This window comes from Oceanisphaera psychrotolerans, assembly GCF_001870485.1.
GTDB lineage: Bacteria > Pseudomonadota > Gammaproteobacteria > Enterobacterales > Aeromonadaceae > Oceanimonas > Oceanimonas psychrotolerans.
Genome location: NZ_MDKE01000055.1, coordinates 69,185 through 86,091 on the forward strand (window position 1 = coordinate 69,185; position 16,907 = coordinate 86,091).

Sequence of the window (16,907 nt, forward strand, 5' to 3'; positions counted from 1 at the left end):
AAAAGCCGGCCCGAGTGGGCCGGCAAAGTAGTGCCTTGAGACGAACTTTTATCAGGCCAGTCCGTGCAACTCCTTCCAGTTGCCCGGATGAACCACATAACCGAACAGGGCGTGACCGCCATATATCAACTCGGTGCCTTCGGGGATCCACAGCATCTGGCCGGGTCGCACCTCGTGTTTCTTGCCGTTGGCGGTCAGTTCGAAGCAGCCTTCGATCACGAATACCACTTCGTCGTACAGCACGGTCCAGGCCACTTCGGCCCCTTCCCAGCGGGCAAAGCCCACCCCTATGTTCGGGGAGACTTCCGGGCTCAGCGCCCGGGCCACATAGGCGGCACCCGGCGGGCCGCCACGAAAGCTGAAATCCAGTTCCTTGCTGTCGATGACTCTTACTTCACTCATAACTCGCTCCGACTGTGCCACTTGGCCAGGGCAATACGACTTCTCACCCCCAAGCCCAGGAAAGGTTCGGGCGGGTTCAGGCTGGGCATGCCGGTCACTTGCTGGATGTCACGCAGCTGAGCGGATTCCGCGCCCACCGCCAGATCGGCCAGCAGGGAGCCGGAAATGGTGCCCCAGGCCGCCCCCACGCCATTGTCACAGGCACTGGCGTAGACGCCGTCTTCCAGCTGCCCGAAGAAATTGGTGAAATTACGGGAGATGGCATAGACACCGCCCCAAGTATGGGTAAAGGGTACCTCGGCCAGCTCCGGATAACGGGCCAGAAACGCCTGTCGATGATCCGCCTGAATGCGCCGGCGCATGCCGTCATCGATGCTGCCGCCATACCGGGGCACATGCTTGTAGCTGTTGCGGATCAGAATGCGGCGGTCGGCGGTCATGCGCAGCGTAGTACCCGCATGATCCGCCGGGGTCAGCCCCCAGTTCAGCTCACCGCCGTAGCGCGCCAGTTCGGCGTCGGTCAGCGGCCGGGTCCAGCTGGCGAAGGTCATCACCGGCAACAGCCGGTTTTTAAGGTAGCCGAACTCGCGGGTAAAGATGCTGGTGCCCAACAGCAGTGTCGGCGCCTGAACCTCGCCTTCGTCACCCAGCAGGCACCACTTGCCAGCCTCTCGCTGCAAGGAGCGGATCGGCGACTGCTCCAGCAGCTCGACATTGTCCGGCAGATTTTCCGCCATGCCGCGCACCAGCGCCGCCGGCTGCATCAGATAACCACCGGGGGTAAAGATGGCACGCCGATAATAGGAAGTACCCAGTACCGCACTCAGCTCGCTGTGCTCCACCTTGCGGTAAGGCTCGCCCAGATCTTTCATCAGATGTTCGAAGTGATCGAGAAAGGCCTCACCCCGCTCGCCCACCGCCCCCTGATACTTGCCGACCGCCGACCACTGGCAATCGATGCCGTGGCGCTGTACCAGGCCGTCCAGCTGGGCGATGGCGGAACGGTTCAGCCCCAGCAGTTTCTGCTTGTGGGCCGGATCCGGGTGTTCCAGCGCAAACTTGTGCGGCAAGTCGATCACGAAACCAGAGTTGCGGCCGGAGGCGCCTTCGGCGACTCGCTGGGCATCCACCAGCACGATGCGCGCTTGTGGATGATGTTCGGCCAGCCGGCGGGCGGCTGCCAGGCCGGCAAAGCCGGCGCCCAGCACCGCATAATCGGCCTTCTGTACCCCCTTGAGCTGCTTCACCGGCGCGGCCGGTGGCAGGGCCTGATACCAGCCACAGCTGTGGTCATCATTGGGTAAGTTGATCATGTTCTGTTCCTCAGGCCGCCTGGCGGTTTGATGTCAGGCGCTCCAGCCACTGGCTGCGCAGTCCCTGTTGTGTGCTGCCCAGCAGGGCAAAACCGGTCAGGGCACCGGCAGGGTTATAGAAGCCCGCCGCCAGTTCCCGACCCTCGCCTTCCACCCGCCATTCGCCTTCACCGCTGGCCGGCATGACCGACAACGGCAGCACCGGCGTTTTCACCAGTACCGGTGCCGGCTTGAGCGCCGCCGGGGTCAGGGTGCCGAGCAGACTGTTCACCAGCGCCGGCATGGCCTGATTGATGGGCGCAATATAGGGCGCCCACTGGCCTTCCACCTCTGCGCAGTCACCCAGCGCAAAAATATGGGGATCCGAGGTTTGATGACAGATATCGACACCGATGCCGCGACCGGTTACCAGCCCGGCCGCCTGAGCCAGGCCGGTATTGGGCCGCAGCCCCACGGCGCTCAGCACCAGATCGGTATTCAGCACGCGACCGCTTTGCAGCTGCAGGCGATAGCCTTCGCCCTCACGGTCGATTCGGGTGATGCTGTCCTGCAGGGCCCAGTCGGTGCCCAGCTCGGTCAACGCCTGCTGTAACGCCTGTCCCAGCGGTTGAGGGATCAGTCGCTCCATCGGCCACTGGCCCAGCCCCACCACGGTCACCGCCACCCCCTGCGCCGCCAGATCGTTGGCAAACTCGCAACCGATCAGGCCGTCGCCCAGAATGGTGACGTGTTGCTTGCCCGTCAGCTGCCGGCGGAAACGACGGTAATCGGCCAGATCATTGACGCTGAGCATGGCGTCCTGCTCGCCCTCGACCGGGATCACGATGGGTGAGGCTCCGGTGGCCAGCACCAGGCGACCGTAGGGGTAAACGCCGATATTGGTATGCAGCTGCCTGTTTTCACGGTCGATACGCTCGACCCGGGTGTGGGGATAAACCCGTACCCCGAGCCGCTGCTCCCAGGCCAGCGCGGTTTCGCCCACCAGGCTGTCGCCGTCCTTGCCCAGCGCCAGGGCGTTGGACAGGGCCGGCTTGCTGTACAGGGCGCCGTCGTCGGCAGTAAACAGGGTAATGGGCAGTTCCGGTGACCTGGCACGCAACGCCGCCGCCAGCTGATAGCCACCGTGACCGGTACCGATGATCACCACCGGCTCGGGCGCCGTTTCGGTCAGCGGGGTGCTGATCTCGGCCACGACCGCCAGCGGAGCCGGCGCATCGTCGGTGATTTCGAGCATCTCGAAATCCGCCTTGCCCACCAGACAGTCGGGGCAAAGCCAGTCATCCGGCACATCTTCCCAGGCGGTCCCCGGGGCGATGCCGTCGGCGGGCCAGCCTTTGGCCTCGTCGTAAATCAGTCCGCAGATGATGCATAACCACTTTTTCATCTTGTTTCTCCCCACTACCCTGTTTACTGCTAAATAACGGTTGTTACACCGCACTCCGTTGGACAGAGGTCAGGTTGCGATAAGCAGACCCTCCGCGTCAGGGACGACGCGGCGGAGCCCCCATGGATGGGTTGATGGCGTGTCTGCGTTCGTTGCTGACCTCTGGTGTGCGATGAAGATCGCTATTTATTACTTAACCCTGACGCAGACGAATGCCGATGTTGCGAGTCTGGACATAGCTGTAGATGGCTTCCTGTCCCTTCTCGCGACCGAAACCCGACAGACCCACGCCGCCGAAGGGCGTCTCGATGCCGCCGGCAAACCATTCGTTGATGAACACCTGGCCGCCGCGCAGCCGGTTAGCAATGCGCAGGGTCTGGCTCAGGCCTTCACCGAACACCCCGGCGACCAGGCCGAAGTCGGTGCCGTTGGCCAGGGCCACGGCGTCGTCTTCGCTGTCGAAGGGCATGATCACCAGCACGGGACCGAACACTTCTTCCCGGGCGATGGTCATCTCGGAGGTCGCCTCGATCACGGTCGGCGCGACGAAGTAGCCGGACAAGTCCGGCGCCACGCCGCCGGTGAGGATATTGGCACCCTCGGCACGGGCCTGTTCGATCATGGCCAGCACCCGCTGCTGCTGGTCCTGTGACACCACCGGCGTCAGATCCGGATTGCCTTCGCCCTGACCGATGGTCAGGCCTTCGGCCAGGGCCACTACGGCGGCTTTCACTTCTTCATAGCGGTCACGCGCAACCAGCAGCCGCGACATGGCCGAACACACCTGACCGGCGTTGAAGAAGATGCCGACTTTCACGCTGGCCAGCAGGGTGTCCAGGTTCACATCCTCGAGCGCGATGGCGGCGGACTTGCCGCCCAGCTCCATCACCGACGGGGTGGCGCGCTCGGCCGCATCCTTGAGGATGCGCTGGCCGGTGGGAACCGAGCCGGTGAACACTATCTGGTTGGTGTCCTGGTGCCTGACCAGGTGGCTGCCTACTTCCGAGCCCTTGCCGCACAACAGATTGACCGAGCCCCGGGGGAAACCGGCCTGCTCGATGGCCTTGACCAGCAGCGTCATGGCCAGCGGCGAAATTTCCGGCGACTTGATCACCACCGCATTACCGGCGGCCAGCGCCGGTGCCAGGGAACGGGCACAGATGGACACCGGAAAGTTCCAGGGCACAATTTGCACCGAGACGCCGAAAGGCACGTACTGGGTGAAATCCATGTAGTCCTTGCCGAGCGGCACCGAGATGCCCTCAATCTTGTCGGCCATGCCGGCGTAATATTCGAAGTAGCGGGCCGCTTCCAGAAACTCGTCGCGGGCGTCGTTCAGGCTCTTGCCGTTTTCACGGCAACCGACCAGGCCGCCTTCGTCGGCGATGGCGCGGATGGCGTCGGCGGCCTTCAGCATCCAGCTGGTGCGCTGGGCCGGGCGCACGTCGCTCAGGGCACCGCTGTCGGCAACACGGCGGGCGGCGGCCATGGCCAGGTCCGCATCCTCGATGCCGGCCTGGGCGATGGTGGCGTAGGGCTCACCGGTGCCCGGGTTCATCACCAAAAGCTGGCGGGAAGCATCCCGCCACTGACCATCGATATAGTTCTGATAATGCTGCATGGGTTACGCCTCCATCGCCGCTTTGGTTTGGGTAGCCAGCCACTTCTGGAAGAAGTGGGTCGGCAAGTCCATTTCGGGAGAAAACACACCGCCACCGAAACCGGGAGAATGGCGGCCCTTCTGCATGCCTTCCACGGCCCCGATATCTTCGCTGAACACCACCCGCCAGGATTCCAGGGTTGCGGTACGGCAGGCGGCGTATTCATCCTTCAACGCCTCGTCGCCCACGTAGTAGAGACGCAGGTTTTCCACGGTTTTTTCCGCATTAATGGGGTCGATCATCATGGCAAAGGCGTGATCGGCCTGAATGCCCAGCAATACGTTGGGGAACAGGGCGATATATTCCGCATGGCTCAGCTTGTCTTCGGGCCAGTTCGGGAACTTGGGCAGATGTGTACCGGCGGTGCCGGACAGGTTGTATTTGTAGCTGCCCTGTCCCGCGAAGCGGTCTTCAAACATGATGTTGTAGTGATCTTCCAGCTTGGAATAGGTATTCAGGGCCGGGTGTACCCAGGGAAGATGGTAGGCTTCGCAGTAGTTTTCTACCGTCAGCTTCCAGTTGCTCGCCACTTCGATTTCCAGGTGTCCACCCATGTTGACCCGGCGCAGCAGGCTCAGGCCGTCGTCACCCAGAAACTCCTTCCAGCGTGCTTCCAGCGGTGCGATGTGCTCTTCGAAGGGGGCCGCATCGCCGGACAGGTTGACGAACACCATGTCCATCCAGATGGCGGAACGCAGGGCCTTGAGGCCGTGCTTCTCGCACTTGAAACGATCGTCCTTGTGCTTGGCAATGCCGCCCACATGCGGGGTGCCCTTGAGGTTGCCGTTCAGATCATAGGTCCAGGAATGGTAGGAGCAGCGGATCATGCCCTGCACTTCGCCGGCTTCGTGCACCAGCTGCATGCCGCGGTGGCTGCAGACATTGTGAAATACCTGCACCTCTCCGTCCTTGTTGCGCATCATCAGCAGGGGCAGATCCATGAAGCTTATCGGTTTGACATAGCCGTTCTTGACCAGGTCGGACGCAAAGCCAACACAAGTCCAGGTTTTGCCCAGAACTTGATCTCGCTCAAAGGCGAAATATTCCTGGCTGGTATAACAGGCGTTGGGCATGCCGCTGGCTTCGGTGATCGGATTTAAAACACTATCAACCTGCTGAACGGGAATGATGGTCTGACTGATATTGCTCATTGCTGCTTCTCCCACTGTAACGCAGTGCTCCCTGCGTTGATGTTAACAACTGGCACCTGAATGCCGATGGGAGGATTCTCGTTAACACGGGGATAACAAACAAACGACTTTTTAGCCGGGTGTGGATGAGCTTTTGTCATCCATGAAACGCAGCTGACTTACAACGACTGAAACCTGTTAACCGGTTCTGCTTCTTTGCATTACCGGCGCTCACTCGTGGATGAGAAAAAATCAGTTGAGCGAGATCCCGCCTCCCCCTAACCTCTCGCCGTTAACAAGTGATTAACCATATATGCGTGTTACGCAGAGGGAGGAGTTATGCGTGCTACATCCGGGATTCTGAAAGGATTGAATCCGACCGTGACCATCGCATCCAAGGTGCTGGTCATCGGTTTTGTGCTGTTTTGCGCCATTCTGGCCAATCAGGCCGGACAATATTTCGAGGCCATATCCGGCGTTTTGTTACAAAACATGAAGTGGTTTTATCTGGGGCTGGTGTCTGTGGTGGTCGGTTTCCTGCTGTATCTGATGGTCAGTCGCTATGGCCACATTCGCCTGGGCAAGGACGATGAAAAGCCTGAATTCGGTTACCTGTCGTGGATTGCCATGCTGTTCTCGGGCGGCATGGGCATCGGCCTGATTTTCTGGTCGGTGGCCGAACCCATGTGGCATTACGCCGACAACCCCTTTACCGACGGGCTCAGCAAAGAGGCGGCAGGCACCGCCATGAAGCTCGCCTTTTTTCACTGGGGTCTGCATCCCTGGTCGGTGTTCATCATCGTCGCCCTGGCGTTGTCTTACTTTTCTTACCGCAAAAACCTGCCCTTCACCCTGAGATCCATTCTGTACCCACTGATTGGTGATCGCATCTATGGCCCCATCGGCCATGCGGTGGACATTCTGACCGTGGCCATTACCGCCTTCGGTATTTCCCAGACCCTGGGCATGGGCGTGATCCAAATCAATACCGGCCTGAATCTGGTGTTCGGCACCACCATCAGCCTGGGTGTGCAGTTGCTGATCATCGTGGTGCTCTGCACCTGTGCGGTCGCTTCGGTACTCTCCGGTGTCGGCAAGGGCATCCGCCGGCTGTCGGAGTGGAACATGTTGCTGTCTCTGGTGCTGGTGCTGATCGTGCTTTACGTCGGCCCTACCCGTTACATTCTCAATACCCTGCTCGAAAGCACCGGCAGCTATGCCCAGAATATCGTCGGCATGAGTTTCTGGAGTGATGCGCAGAATGATTCGGGCTGGCAGAACTGGTGGACCGCCTACTACTGGCCCTGGTGGATGACCTGGGCACCCTTCGTCGGCATGTTCGTGGCTCGCATCTCCAAGGGGCGTACCATTCGCGAGCTGATCGGCGGCGCCTGATAGTGCCCACCCTGATCACCTTTCTGTGGATGTCGGTCTTCGGTGGTGCGGCGCTCAAAATAGAGCAGGACACCCGCATCGCCTATGAGCAACAGGCGGTGATGCTGGCCGAAGCCGGTGAGCCGGCGCAGGCCCCCTTTGCCGGCGGTCCCATTCTGGCCGCCACCAAGGCCGACACCACCCAGGCGCTGTTTACTCTGTTCGAAAATCTGGACACGGGCGCCATGGGCAAGCTGCTGAGTATTCTGGCCTGCGTGTTGCTGGGTACCTACTTCATCACCTCCGCCGATTCCGGCACCCTGGTGCTCTGCACCCTGGATGCCGCCGGTGCCAGTGAGCCTCCCACCATGATCCGCGTGTTGTGGGGCATCATGATTGCCGCCATTGCCGGGGTGCTGCTCTACGCCGGTGGCCTCAAGGCAATGCAAACCGCCTCCATCATCGCCGGTTTCCCCATTGCCATCTTCATCGCGGTGATGAGCCTGACCCTGTTCCACAGCATCCGCCGCGAGCCCAAGCCCTGGTCCATGCTGCCGGATCATGTGCGGCCGGACCCGGCCAGACTGGATGGTCCGGTCAAGCCCTTGACCGATGACGTCACCGATGCAGAACCGGCAGCAAGCTGGAACACCACTCCCATCGTGGGCAAGTAGCGATAACCCTCGCTAAAGAAAGCGCCTGAACGCAAACCGGCATCTGACGATGCCGGTTTTTTTACGTTCGCGATTCCGTGTTGTCGACGGATTCAGGGCCGGTGTCAGCTGCCCGGCTCGCGCAATCCCTTCTCGCCGACCTGACCCGGTAATTGCTCCAGCAGCCACTGACGAAACAGCTTGACGCTGCTCGGTACCACTCCGCGATTAAGGGGTTCGAGCATGCAGAAGCTGGCCGGGGTACGCAACACCATATCCACCGGCCGCACCAGGGCGCCACTTTCCAGGTATTCATCCACCAGCGAGCCCCAGGCCAGGGCGACGCCCTGACCGTTGATGGCCGCCTGCAGCAGCATGGGATAATTGTTGATATTGATCCGGTTGCGGGGTGTCACCGGCGGCAGGCCGACCTGCTCGAACCACTGCTGCCAGCTGAGCCAGTCCCGCTGAGATTCATCGAGAAACAACAGTGTCTTGCCAAAGAGGGCTTCCGGCGTATTCCAGTCCTGACACCGCTCCAGATAGGCCGGGCTGCAGACCGGAAACACCTCTTCCGGAAACAGGGTGGTCACCTGCATCTCGGCCGGGGGTAATCGACAGTAAAAGAGCGCAATATCACAATCGAGCCGGCGATAGTCCGTGACCTGATCGGAGGCGAGAATACGCAAGTCCACCTCCTCGTGCTGGCGCTGAAACTCCGCTACCTTGGGCAACAGCCACAGTGCCGCCATGGCATTGGTGGTGGCCACGGTGATCTGCTGTTCTCCCTGCCATTTCTTGATTTCACCGGTGGCCAGAGCCACATCCAGCAAGGCGCGGTAGATGGTCTGATAATACTGCAGGCCGGTCGGGGTCAAGGAAATGTTGCGATTGGCCCGCACAAACAGATCCTTGCCGAGATATTCCTCCAGCTGGCGGATCTGGCGACTGATGGCGCCCTGGGTAACGCTGAGCTCATTGGCTGCCAGCGTAAAGCTGAGGTGGCGGGCCGCCGCTTCAAACACAATAAGGCTGTTCATCGGCGGCAGTGGCTTGATTTTCATGGTCGCTCCTGACATGTCTTCCAGGCTCCCTGGTCCAGTCCCTTATTAGCGGGGCACTCTACCATTATTCTTACGGACAGCCAGAGATATCAAATGCTCGGCGAGCTACAACGTGATCGGGCGCATTGTCGCCGAAAATATCGATAAAATGCTCCCGCAGACGGCAGGAGCGAGAAGGCGTTCAGCCGGTGGCAATGCGTGCAGGCAAGGCCGCCCCGGGCATATCAATCATTCAGCAAGGCCGCTTCAAAGGGATAGGTGGTCAGGTTTTCAACCCCGGTTTCGGTAATCAGCACCTGATCTTCCAGCTTCACGCCTTCCCGGCCGCCCACGGCCCCCACATAGGCCTCCACACACAGCGTCATGCCCGGCTCCAGCACGCCATCATAGCCATGACCCTCGAGATCTTCAGGATAACGAATGCAGGGATATTCATCACAGAGTCCCACCCCGTGCATCATGACTCCGTATCGCTGGGCCCGATATGCCTCGGGCAGCAGCAAACCGGCTTCGGTCACTTCCCGAAAGCTCATGCCCGGCTTCAGAATGCTCATGTTGTGCTGAATATGCTCATAAGCCACACGATACAGGTGTTTTTGCTCCGCCGTCGGGGCTCGTTCACCAATCAACCAGGTACGTGAAATATCGGCACAGATGCCATAAGGACCAATCAAGTCGCTGTCGAAGGCCAGCAGCTCACCTTCCTGCACCATCCTGGGGCCACACTCCTGAAACCAGGGGTTGGTTCGGGGGCCGGAAGACAAAATGCGGCATTCGATCCACTCGCCGCCACGGCGAATGTTTTCCGCATGCAGGATCGACCAGATGTCATTTTCGGTCACCCCGGGTACCGAGGCCTCTTGCATCAGTTTCATGGCGATTTCGGTGGAGGCGATAGCGCAGCGCATGGCGTTGATTTCATCTTCGTTTTTAATCGCCCGAGCCAGTTCCATCACCTCCTGGCCATCGGCGAGCTCGATACCGAGACGCTGCAATTGGGTAAAGCCCGCCATTTCAATCTTATCGACGGCCAGCCTTTTGTTGCTGCCCGCATGTTCCAGCAGCACCGATTGCACTTCGGCGGCGAATTTGGCCGCATGCTCTTCGGTTCTGTTACCGGTCTCGAAATAGAAAAAGGCGGCGCCGCCCCTCACTTCCCTGACCAGAGGCAAATGGGCCGATAAATGCTCGCAGTTGTGAAAATCCCACAAAATCACATGCCCGGCAGCCGACACGAAGCAAGCCCGGGCATGATTATGCGTGATCCATAACTGCATGTTGGTGGTATCCGTCGCGTAGCGAATATTCAGCGGATCAAACAGCAGCACACCGGCCAGATCCCGCTTCTGCAACTCGTCCACAATACGTTGCAGCCGGTATTCCCGCATTCGGGACAACGTGGGCGGCGTCAGCCCCAGCGCGTCCCATTCACCGAACGCCAGCCCGGTGGGGCCAATCTCGACACGATCGTTGTCGTTCAGGGAGCCATCGGCCTTGAAGCGCCCCCGGCGACGCGCGGGATCTATCTTTCTGTTTGAGGAGGCCGTCGATAAAACGAGAGCACTGTCCATGGTTTACCTCTGCTGGTAATGACCGATACCGACACTGGCACCTCAGGGCGCGCAGTCAGCCCTTCCTGTAATCACGGGCATGTTAATAAAATGTCATAGAAGGCAGAGGGGAAAAAGCGAATAAAAGTCAGGCTCGCATGAGCCGCATGCATGCGAAGGACACCACGGCTGCCGGCCACCATTCCCGGCCCCCAGAAACACCAAAGCCAGCCCTGGCGGCTGGCTTTTTGTGTCCTACATCGAGCTTGTGGCCCTGGCTCCCGGCCTTTCACTCGCTTCGAGTGTGGCCTTTGTGGTGCTTACCGGTCTGGTATCCCGGTTTGCGACAGGCTCCGAGGGTATCGGTCTGTCTGTTCCCAGAAGGTGAAACTATCTTATCCCTTAGGCCGGGGTGAGTGGTTGCGAATACAATGTAAAATTCCACTCGTTAAGCAACAACTCACCCCATATACTCTATATGGAGCATAGTTATTTCATCGAGGGAATATTTTGAGCAACCCACTGCAACTGGATCGTACCGACAGGCGTATTCTGGAGCTGATGCAGCGCCACGGCCGCATCAGCAACCTGGAGCTGGCCGAGCGCATCGGACTCTCGCCCTCGCCCTGCTCCCGCCGGGTCAAGGCGCTGGAAGAAGCCGGCCTGATCGCCGACCACGTCACCCTGCTCAACGCCGCCCGGCTGGGCCTGAGCCTGCTGGCCTATATTCATATCTCGCTGGACCGCCACACCCCCGAGCGATTCGAGGCCTTCGATACCGCCATCAACGGCTTTTCCGAGGTGCTGGAATGCGACCTGATCACCGGCACCGAGGCCGACTATCAGCTCAAGGTGATAGTGCGCGACATGGAGCACTATCAGCAATTTCTGCTGGGCAAGCTGACCCGGCTGGAGGGAGTGACGGGAGTCAGATCCAGCTTTGTACTGCGCCGGATCAAGCACGAAACCGCCCTGCCGCTGGATCACCTGGGGTGATATTACGGGAATAGGGAATAGGGAATAGGGAATAGGGAATAGGGAATGGGAGAACGAAAAATGATGAGCTGCGAACAGCACGACTATATCGAGATTGCCTGTCTGTACCGGTACCCGATTATCCTGACACTGACTTCGGGACAAGAGCTAAGCGGCATCGCCATCGATACCGCCCGTAACGAAGACAAGGCAGAGTGCATCAAAATCCTGGCGGACAACACCGCCAGGCTGGTGCCGCTGGCACATATTGTCCGCATGAAAGCAGCCTCGGACAATCCGCATTTCGACACGGTGACGTTCGACTGAGCCGTTACACCATATTTCTGGCCGAACCCTGGGCGCAGAAACGACTGCTGTCGTAATAGAGCAGGCCGTGATGGCGGGCCAGTGGCGCCAGACGGCGGGCAATTTGCTTGCCCATGCGCTGGCCGTTGCGGCTGGTATAGTCCGCATCAAACTGCATCGCCGGTGGCGCCGGCAGTTCGGCAGGCAGCGCCTCGGCCAGTGGGGGCGACAACACCTTGCACACCAGCTCGCTCAGCACCCGGTTCACCGCCGAGCCCACGCCGTAACCCTGCCATTCCGGCAGCAGATAAAGGCTGTTCAGGGTCATTTCCAGTGCCGGCGCCGGCCGGTCTTCCGGTATCTCGGCGGCAAAATTCAGTACCCAGTTGCCCACCATGGTGGCCTCGTCGCCATCATGCTCCAGCAGCGCCACATTGCAGCGATAGGACAGGCCATAGTCATGAATGCGGGGGGCGGCATCGGCGCGCTCGGGCCGGCCTTCTCCCCAGAATAATGGCCGGGGAGCATAGACATCCTGATGTTCATGGAGCGCCTGGTGGCGAAAATGCTCGAACAGGGGCTGGTGCTCGGGATGGTGCCAGTCCATCAGGTCCAGAGAAAGGCGATCCAGCCATTCGGGCTGCAACCAGGGATAATCGATAAATTCGTCGCGCAGCCGGGTGTAATCCAGCAGATGATTGAGGGTCCAGTGGCCACGCCTGAGGTAACTGGCCTCACGGATGAAGGTATGTTTGATCTGTTTGAACAGGGGATAGGTTTTGGCGGCAACCCGCCGGCGCTCGGTGTGGGCAGTCATCAGGTAAACCACCCCTTCTCGCTGTACTCACCGGTACTGACACACAACAGAGGCCGGGCCGCCAGACTGAACCCGCCCGCATGGGCGCAATGAAGGGACTGCATAGGCTTTGCTTCCTTTTTCGACACAAAGCGATGCATTGTAAAGGCACAGGCATGGATGTAAACCCGCTCAGTCCGCTCACCAGACAGGAAGTGAACCAGGGCCGGGCCGCCTGGCAGCAACTGCCCGATCCCTTCCCCGCCTGGGAATAAAGCAGGCCGCCCCCAATAGTGTATTGATGACGTATCAATAGAGTCATGGACGAGTCACCACTCCTTTACTAATATTCGAACGACTCCACACTGCAAGATCGATCATATAAAAATATTACAGCACAAAGGAAGGAGGCAACGCCCTGACTTCCTGTTTTATTAACATCGCTGTTTATTTGACAGTCAGTAGAGTTTTATTTCAGAAGATATTCTAATCGCCATATAAAAATCACTTTTCGGGATAAAAAAATGAAAACAAAATCTTTGATAATGCTTACTCTGGTGACTTCCCTGACAACAGGATGTGCATCAGGATTAAACTCCATGCAGAAGCGTGAATATCAAGCGTTTGAGTATGACAACGTATTGATAGAAGAAAAGAATCCCACTACAGCCGCCGTGCTGGGTATCCTGCCCGGCGGCGGCTCTTTTTATGCTCGCGAGCCAGCTCTTGGCGTCGTCAACCTGCTGCTGTGGCCAATCTCTGCACTGTGGGATCCCGTCAGCGGATATGAAGGTGCCATGGCGATTAACTACGACCTCACCAAACAGCAGCTCCTGAGAAGCAAAAATAAAGAAATCTCCCTGCTTGATGAAAAAATAGCCACCGGCGAACTGGATACCAAAGAATACGTCATGAGCAAAAGAAAAATCGAACAAAAATACAACTACAATTAATCATAATCAGCAGAAAATAATACTCCCAAAAGATACGGGTCATACATGCAGCATTAAGTGTATGACCTGTATTTTTTAACTTCACGGATTCGTCGCCCCCGGAGACGGTATTCTTCGTCATAGCATGATCCCCACCGCTTCCCCCCTCGGGGCTTTCTTCTTCTGCAGCGCTGGGACACAATAGCCGACACTTGTCAGGCCATTGAACATACCCGTATGAAAACCAACCTGATCACCCGTGCCGGCTGGCACAAGCTGGACGAAGAGCTCAAGCACCTGTGGAAGGTAGAGCGCCCCGCCGTCACCCAGTCGGTGTCGGAAGCCGCCGCCCTCGGCGACCGCAGCGAAAACGCCGAATACATCTACGGCAAGAAACGACTGCGTGAAATAGACCGCCGGGTGCGTTTTCTGATGAAGCGGCTGGAAGCGCTGAAAATCGTCGATTACGACCCGCGTCAGGACGGCAAGGTATTCTTCGGCGCCTGGGTAGAGCTGGAAAACGAAGACGGCGACATAGTGCGCTACCGCATCGTCGGTACCGACGAGATCGACACCAGAAACAACCACATCACCATCAATTCGCCCATGGCCCGGGCGCTGATCGGCAAGCAGGTGGACGACGAGGTACAGGTACAAACCCCGTCCGGCCTGAAAGAGTGGTACATCAACAAGATACAATACACTCCCTTTGACTGACCGGCTTTCTCCTTTTTCTGTTATCGGCAGGACGCATTCTGTTTTCCTGCCCGGAGTCCGATTATTATGACCAATATCAATCACGCCCTGGCCACCGAACTGGCCGTATCACAACAGCAGGTCGACGCCGCCGTGCGGCTGCTGGACGAAGGTGCCACCGTGCCCTTTATTGCCCGCTACCGCAAGGAAGCGACCGGCGGCCTGGACGACACCCAGTTGCGTAACCTGCACAGTCGGCTCGGTTATCTGCGCGAGCTGGAAGACAGGCGCACTGTCATCCTCAACTCCATTACCGAGCAGGGCAAGCTGACCGACGCGCTCAAAAAAGAGCTGCTGACCGCCGACACCAAGACCCGGCTGGAAGATCTGTACCTGCCCTTTAAGCCCAAGCGTCGTACCAAGGGCCAAATGGCCATCGAAGCCGGACTGCAACCGCTGGCCGACAGCCTGTTCGACAACCCGAACCAGGATCCTCAGCAGCTGGCCGCCGGCTATATCAAGCCGGACGAGGGCATAGCCGACACCAAGGCGGCGCTGGACGGCGCCAAATACATACTGATGGAGCGCTTTGCCGAACAGGCGGATCTGCTGGATGCGGTGCGCCGCCACCTGAGCCAGCACGGCCAGCTGCAGGCCCGGGTGGTCGCCGGACAGGAGCAGACCGGCGCCAAGTTCAAGGACTACTTCGAACATCAGGAGCCAATAGGCAAAGTGCCCTCGCACCGGCTGCTGGCCATGCTGCGCGGCCGCAACGAAGGCGTGCTGAGCTTGAGCCTGGTGGTGGACACCGAGGCCGACAGCCACCCCTGCGAGGCCATTATCGCCCGCCATGTGGGCTGGCAGAACAAAGGCCGTGCCGCCGATGCCTGGCTGGCCGGGGTGGTGAGCTGGACCTGGCGGGTCAAGCTGTCGCTGCAGATGGAAACCGAGCTGCTGGGTCAGTCCCGCGAGCTGGCCGAGGCCGAGGCGATCAAGGTATTCGCCCTCAACCTGCAGGACTTGCTGATGGCCGCCCCCGCCGGCGCCCGGGTCACCATGGGCCTGGATCCGGGTATTCGCACCGGGGTCAAGGTGGTGGTGGTGGACGGCACCGGCAAGCTGCTGGCCCAGGACACTGTCTATCCGTTTGAACCCTTCAAGAAGGTGGAGCAGAGCCTGCGCACCCTGGATGAACTGTGTCGCCGGCACCAGGTCAGCCTGGTGAGCATCGGCAACGGCACCGCCTCACGCGAAACCGAGCGGCTGGTCGAAACCCTGATGAAACAGAGCCCGGAGCTGAAGCTGCAGAAGGTGGTGGTGAGCGAGGCCGGCGCCTCCGTCTATTCCGCTTCCGAGCTGGCCGCCAACGAATTTCCGGATCTGGATGTCTCCCTGCGTGGCGCCGTTTCCATCGCCCGACGGTTACAGGACCCGCTGGCCGAGCTGGTAAAAATCGATCCCAAGAGCATCGGCGTGGGCCAGTATCAACACGATGTGTCCCAGAGCCAGCTGGCCCGCAACCTGGATGCGGTGGTAGAAGACTGCGTGAACGCCGTGGGCGTGGACATCAACATGGCCTCGGCCCCGCTGCTGACCCGGGTCTCCGGCCTCACCCCCACCCTGGCGCAGAATATCGTGGCCTATCGTGACGAACAGGGCGCCTTCACCGAGCGCAAGCAGCTGCTCAAGGTACCGCGCCTGGGGCCCAAGGCGTTCGAACAGTGCGCCGGCTTTTTGCGTATTCGCGACGGCAAGAACCCGCTCGACGCCTCATCGGTACACCCGGAGGCCTATCCGGTGGTGAAGCGTATTCAGGAACGCCTGCAGCAACCGGTGCAAAACCTGATTGGCAACAGCAGCCTGCTGCAAACCCTGAACCCGCAGGACTACACCGACGCGGATTTCGGTCTGCCCACGGTGCAGGACATCCTCAAGGAGCTGGACAAGCCGGGCCGGGATCCGCGCCCCGAATTCAAGGCCGCCCGCTTTATGGAGGGGGTAGAAAAGCCCTCGGATCTGATCCCGGACATGGTGCTGGAAGGGGTGGTGACCAACGTGACCAACTTCGGCGCCTTCGTGGATATCGGCGTGCATCAGGACGGACTGGTGCATATTTCTGCCCTGACCGACCGTTTCATCAAGGATCCGCGCGAGGTGGTCAAGGCCGGCGATATCGTCAAGGTCAAGGTGATGGAAGTGGATTTGCAGCGCAAGCGCATTGCTCTCACCATGCGGCTGGAACAGAATGCCGCCGATCATGGTAGCGGTAACAATAGCAGCCGCAATAACGGCGGCCCGCGGCGGGAAGAGCACAAGCCAGCGGGTAATGGCGATAAGGGCCAGCACAACAGCCGCCCCGCCCGCAAGGAACAGCCCGCTCCGCAAGGTGCCATGGGCGCGGCCCTGGCCGCCGCCCTGCAGAAGAAAAAGTAAGATCGGCGTGATTAACAGGCCCGGGGACACCCGGGCCAATGACGAGAAAGATTCACTCGCCGTTGCTACCGAATATCAGGTCCTGGCGGCGTGGTACTTTAATGGGGATAACGCATTGAAGATGTTAAACAGAATATCATTGGCCGTGGCGCTGCTTTGTGTCGCGATAGGTACCGCGGTCTCAATAATGGGGATATGGGGTTTTATTGGTGATACCGGACTTATCTGGAGATCACTG

15 protein-coding genes are annotated in these 16,907 nt (G+C 59.5%); 7 read left to right on the plus strand and 8 right to left on the minus strand.

Features of this window, described 5'->3' with window-relative positions; translation table 11 throughout:
- Window positions 1–51: 51 nt before the first annotated feature.
- The 5 genes from BFR47_RS14710 to BFR47_RS14730 form a co-directional block, all read right to left on the minus strand.
- Window positions 52–402 (minus strand): cupin domain-containing protein, encoded by a 351-nt coding sequence (locus BFR47_RS14710; RefSeq protein WP_071473773.1) that lies wholly within the window; start codon window positions 400–402, stop codon window positions 52–54.
- Window positions 399–1,715 (minus strand): NAD(P)/FAD-dependent oxidoreductase, encoded by a 1,317-nt coding sequence (locus BFR47_RS14715; RefSeq protein WP_071473774.1) that lies wholly within the window; start codon window positions 1,713–1,715, stop codon window positions 399–401. The genes BFR47_RS14710 and BFR47_RS14715 overlap by 4 nt, the downstream gene beginning before the upstream one ends.
- Before the next feature lie 10 nt (window positions 1,716–1,725).
- Entirely contained in the window at window positions 1,726–3,099 is a 1,374-nt protein-coding gene (locus BFR47_RS14720) for an FAD-dependent oxidoreductase (protein WP_071473775.1), read from the minus strand.
- A 193-nt stretch (window positions 3,100–3,292) separates the two neighbouring features.
- On the minus strand, window positions 3,293–4,720 hold the full coding sequence (locus BFR47_RS14725) for an aldehyde dehydrogenase family protein (protein ID WP_071473776.1): 1,428 nt from the start codon (window positions 4,718–4,720) through the stop codon (window positions 3,293–3,295).
- Between the two features lie 3 nt (window positions 4,721–4,723).
- Window positions 4,724–5,911, minus strand: a complete 1,188-nt coding sequence (locus tag BFR47_RS14730; RefSeq protein WP_071473777.1) for an aromatic ring-hydroxylating oxygenase subunit alpha — start codon at window positions 5,909–5,911, stop codon at window positions 4,724–4,726.
- 318 nt (window positions 5,912–6,229) lie between these two features.
- On the opposite strand from BFR47_RS14730, the gene BFR47_RS19205 reads away from it, so the two are divergent.
- Window positions 6,230–7,285, plus strand: a complete 1,056-nt coding sequence (locus tag BFR47_RS19205) for a BCCT family transporter (protein ID WP_281245977.1) — start codon at window positions 6,230–6,232, stop codon at window positions 7,283–7,285.
- Window positions 7,286–7,287: 2 nt separating this feature from the next.
- A complete protein-coding gene (locus BFR47_RS19210; protein WP_281245978.1) occupies window positions 7,288–7,938 on the plus strand; it encodes a BCCT family transporter in 651 nt (216 codons plus the stop codon).
- A gap of 104 nt (window positions 7,939–8,042) precedes the next feature.
- Here the strand turns inward: BFR47_RS19210 and BFR47_RS14740 are convergent, their stop codons facing one another.
- Together BFR47_RS14740 and dddP are read right to left on the minus strand one after the other, a co-directional pair.
- Window positions 8,043–8,981, minus strand: a complete 939-nt coding sequence (locus tag BFR47_RS14740; RefSeq protein ID WP_071473778.1) for a LysR substrate-binding domain-containing protein — start codon at window positions 8,979–8,981, stop codon at window positions 8,043–8,045.
- 224 nt (window positions 8,982–9,205) lie between these two features.
- The gene (gene dddP / locus BFR47_RS14745; protein WP_071473779.1) at window positions 9,206–10,552 is read right to left on the minus strand and encodes a dimethylsulfonioproprionate lyase DddP; all 1,347 of its coding nucleotides are present in this window, start codon (window positions 10,550–10,552) and stop codon (window positions 9,206–9,208) included.
- A 489-nt stretch (window positions 10,553–11,041) separates the two neighbouring features.
- On the opposite strand from dddP, the gene BFR47_RS14750 reads away from it, so the two are divergent.
- On the plus strand, window positions 11,042–11,527 hold the full coding sequence (locus BFR47_RS14750) for an Lrp/AsnC family transcriptional regulator (RefSeq protein ID WP_083399170.1): 486 nt from the start codon (window positions 11,042–11,044) through the stop codon (window positions 11,525–11,527).
- 45 nt (window positions 11,528–11,572) lie between these two features.
- Entirely contained in the window at window positions 11,573–11,833 is a 261-nt protein-coding gene (locus BFR47_RS14755) for a Rho-binding antiterminator (protein ID WP_245748946.1), read from the plus strand.
- Window positions 11,834–11,837: 4 nt separating this feature from the next.
- On the opposite strand, the gene BFR47_RS14760 is transcribed toward BFR47_RS14755, so the two are convergent.
- Window positions 11,838–12,629, minus strand: coding sequence for a hypothetical protein (locus BFR47_RS14760; RefSeq protein ID WP_071473780.1), 792 nt, complete (start codon window positions 12,627–12,629; stop codon window positions 11,838–11,840).
- A gap of 503 nt (window positions 12,630–13,132) precedes the next feature.
- Between BFR47_RS14760 and BFR47_RS14765 the strand changes: the two genes are divergently transcribed.
- The 3 genes from BFR47_RS14765 (at window position 13,133) to BFR47_RS14775 (ending at window position 16,669) form a co-directional block, all read left to right on the plus strand.
- Complete coding sequence (locus tag BFR47_RS14765; RefSeq protein ID WP_071473781.1) at window positions 13,133–13,561, plus strand: hypothetical protein; 429 nt, start codon at window positions 13,133–13,135, stop codon at window positions 13,559–13,561.
- 216 nt (window positions 13,562–13,777) lie between these two features.
- Window positions 13,778–14,257 carry a transcription elongation factor GreB gene (gene greB / locus BFR47_RS14770; protein WP_071473782.1) on the plus strand — a complete coding sequence of 160 codons (480 nt, stop codon included), beginning with the start codon at window positions 13,778–13,780 and terminating at the stop codon, window positions 14,255–14,257.
- Between the two features lie 66 nt (window positions 14,258–14,323).
- Complete coding sequence (locus BFR47_RS14775) at window positions 14,324–16,669, plus strand: Tex family protein (protein WP_071473783.1); 2,346 nt, start codon at window positions 14,324–14,326, stop codon at window positions 16,667–16,669.
- Window positions 16,670–16,907 lie beyond the last annotated feature (238 nt).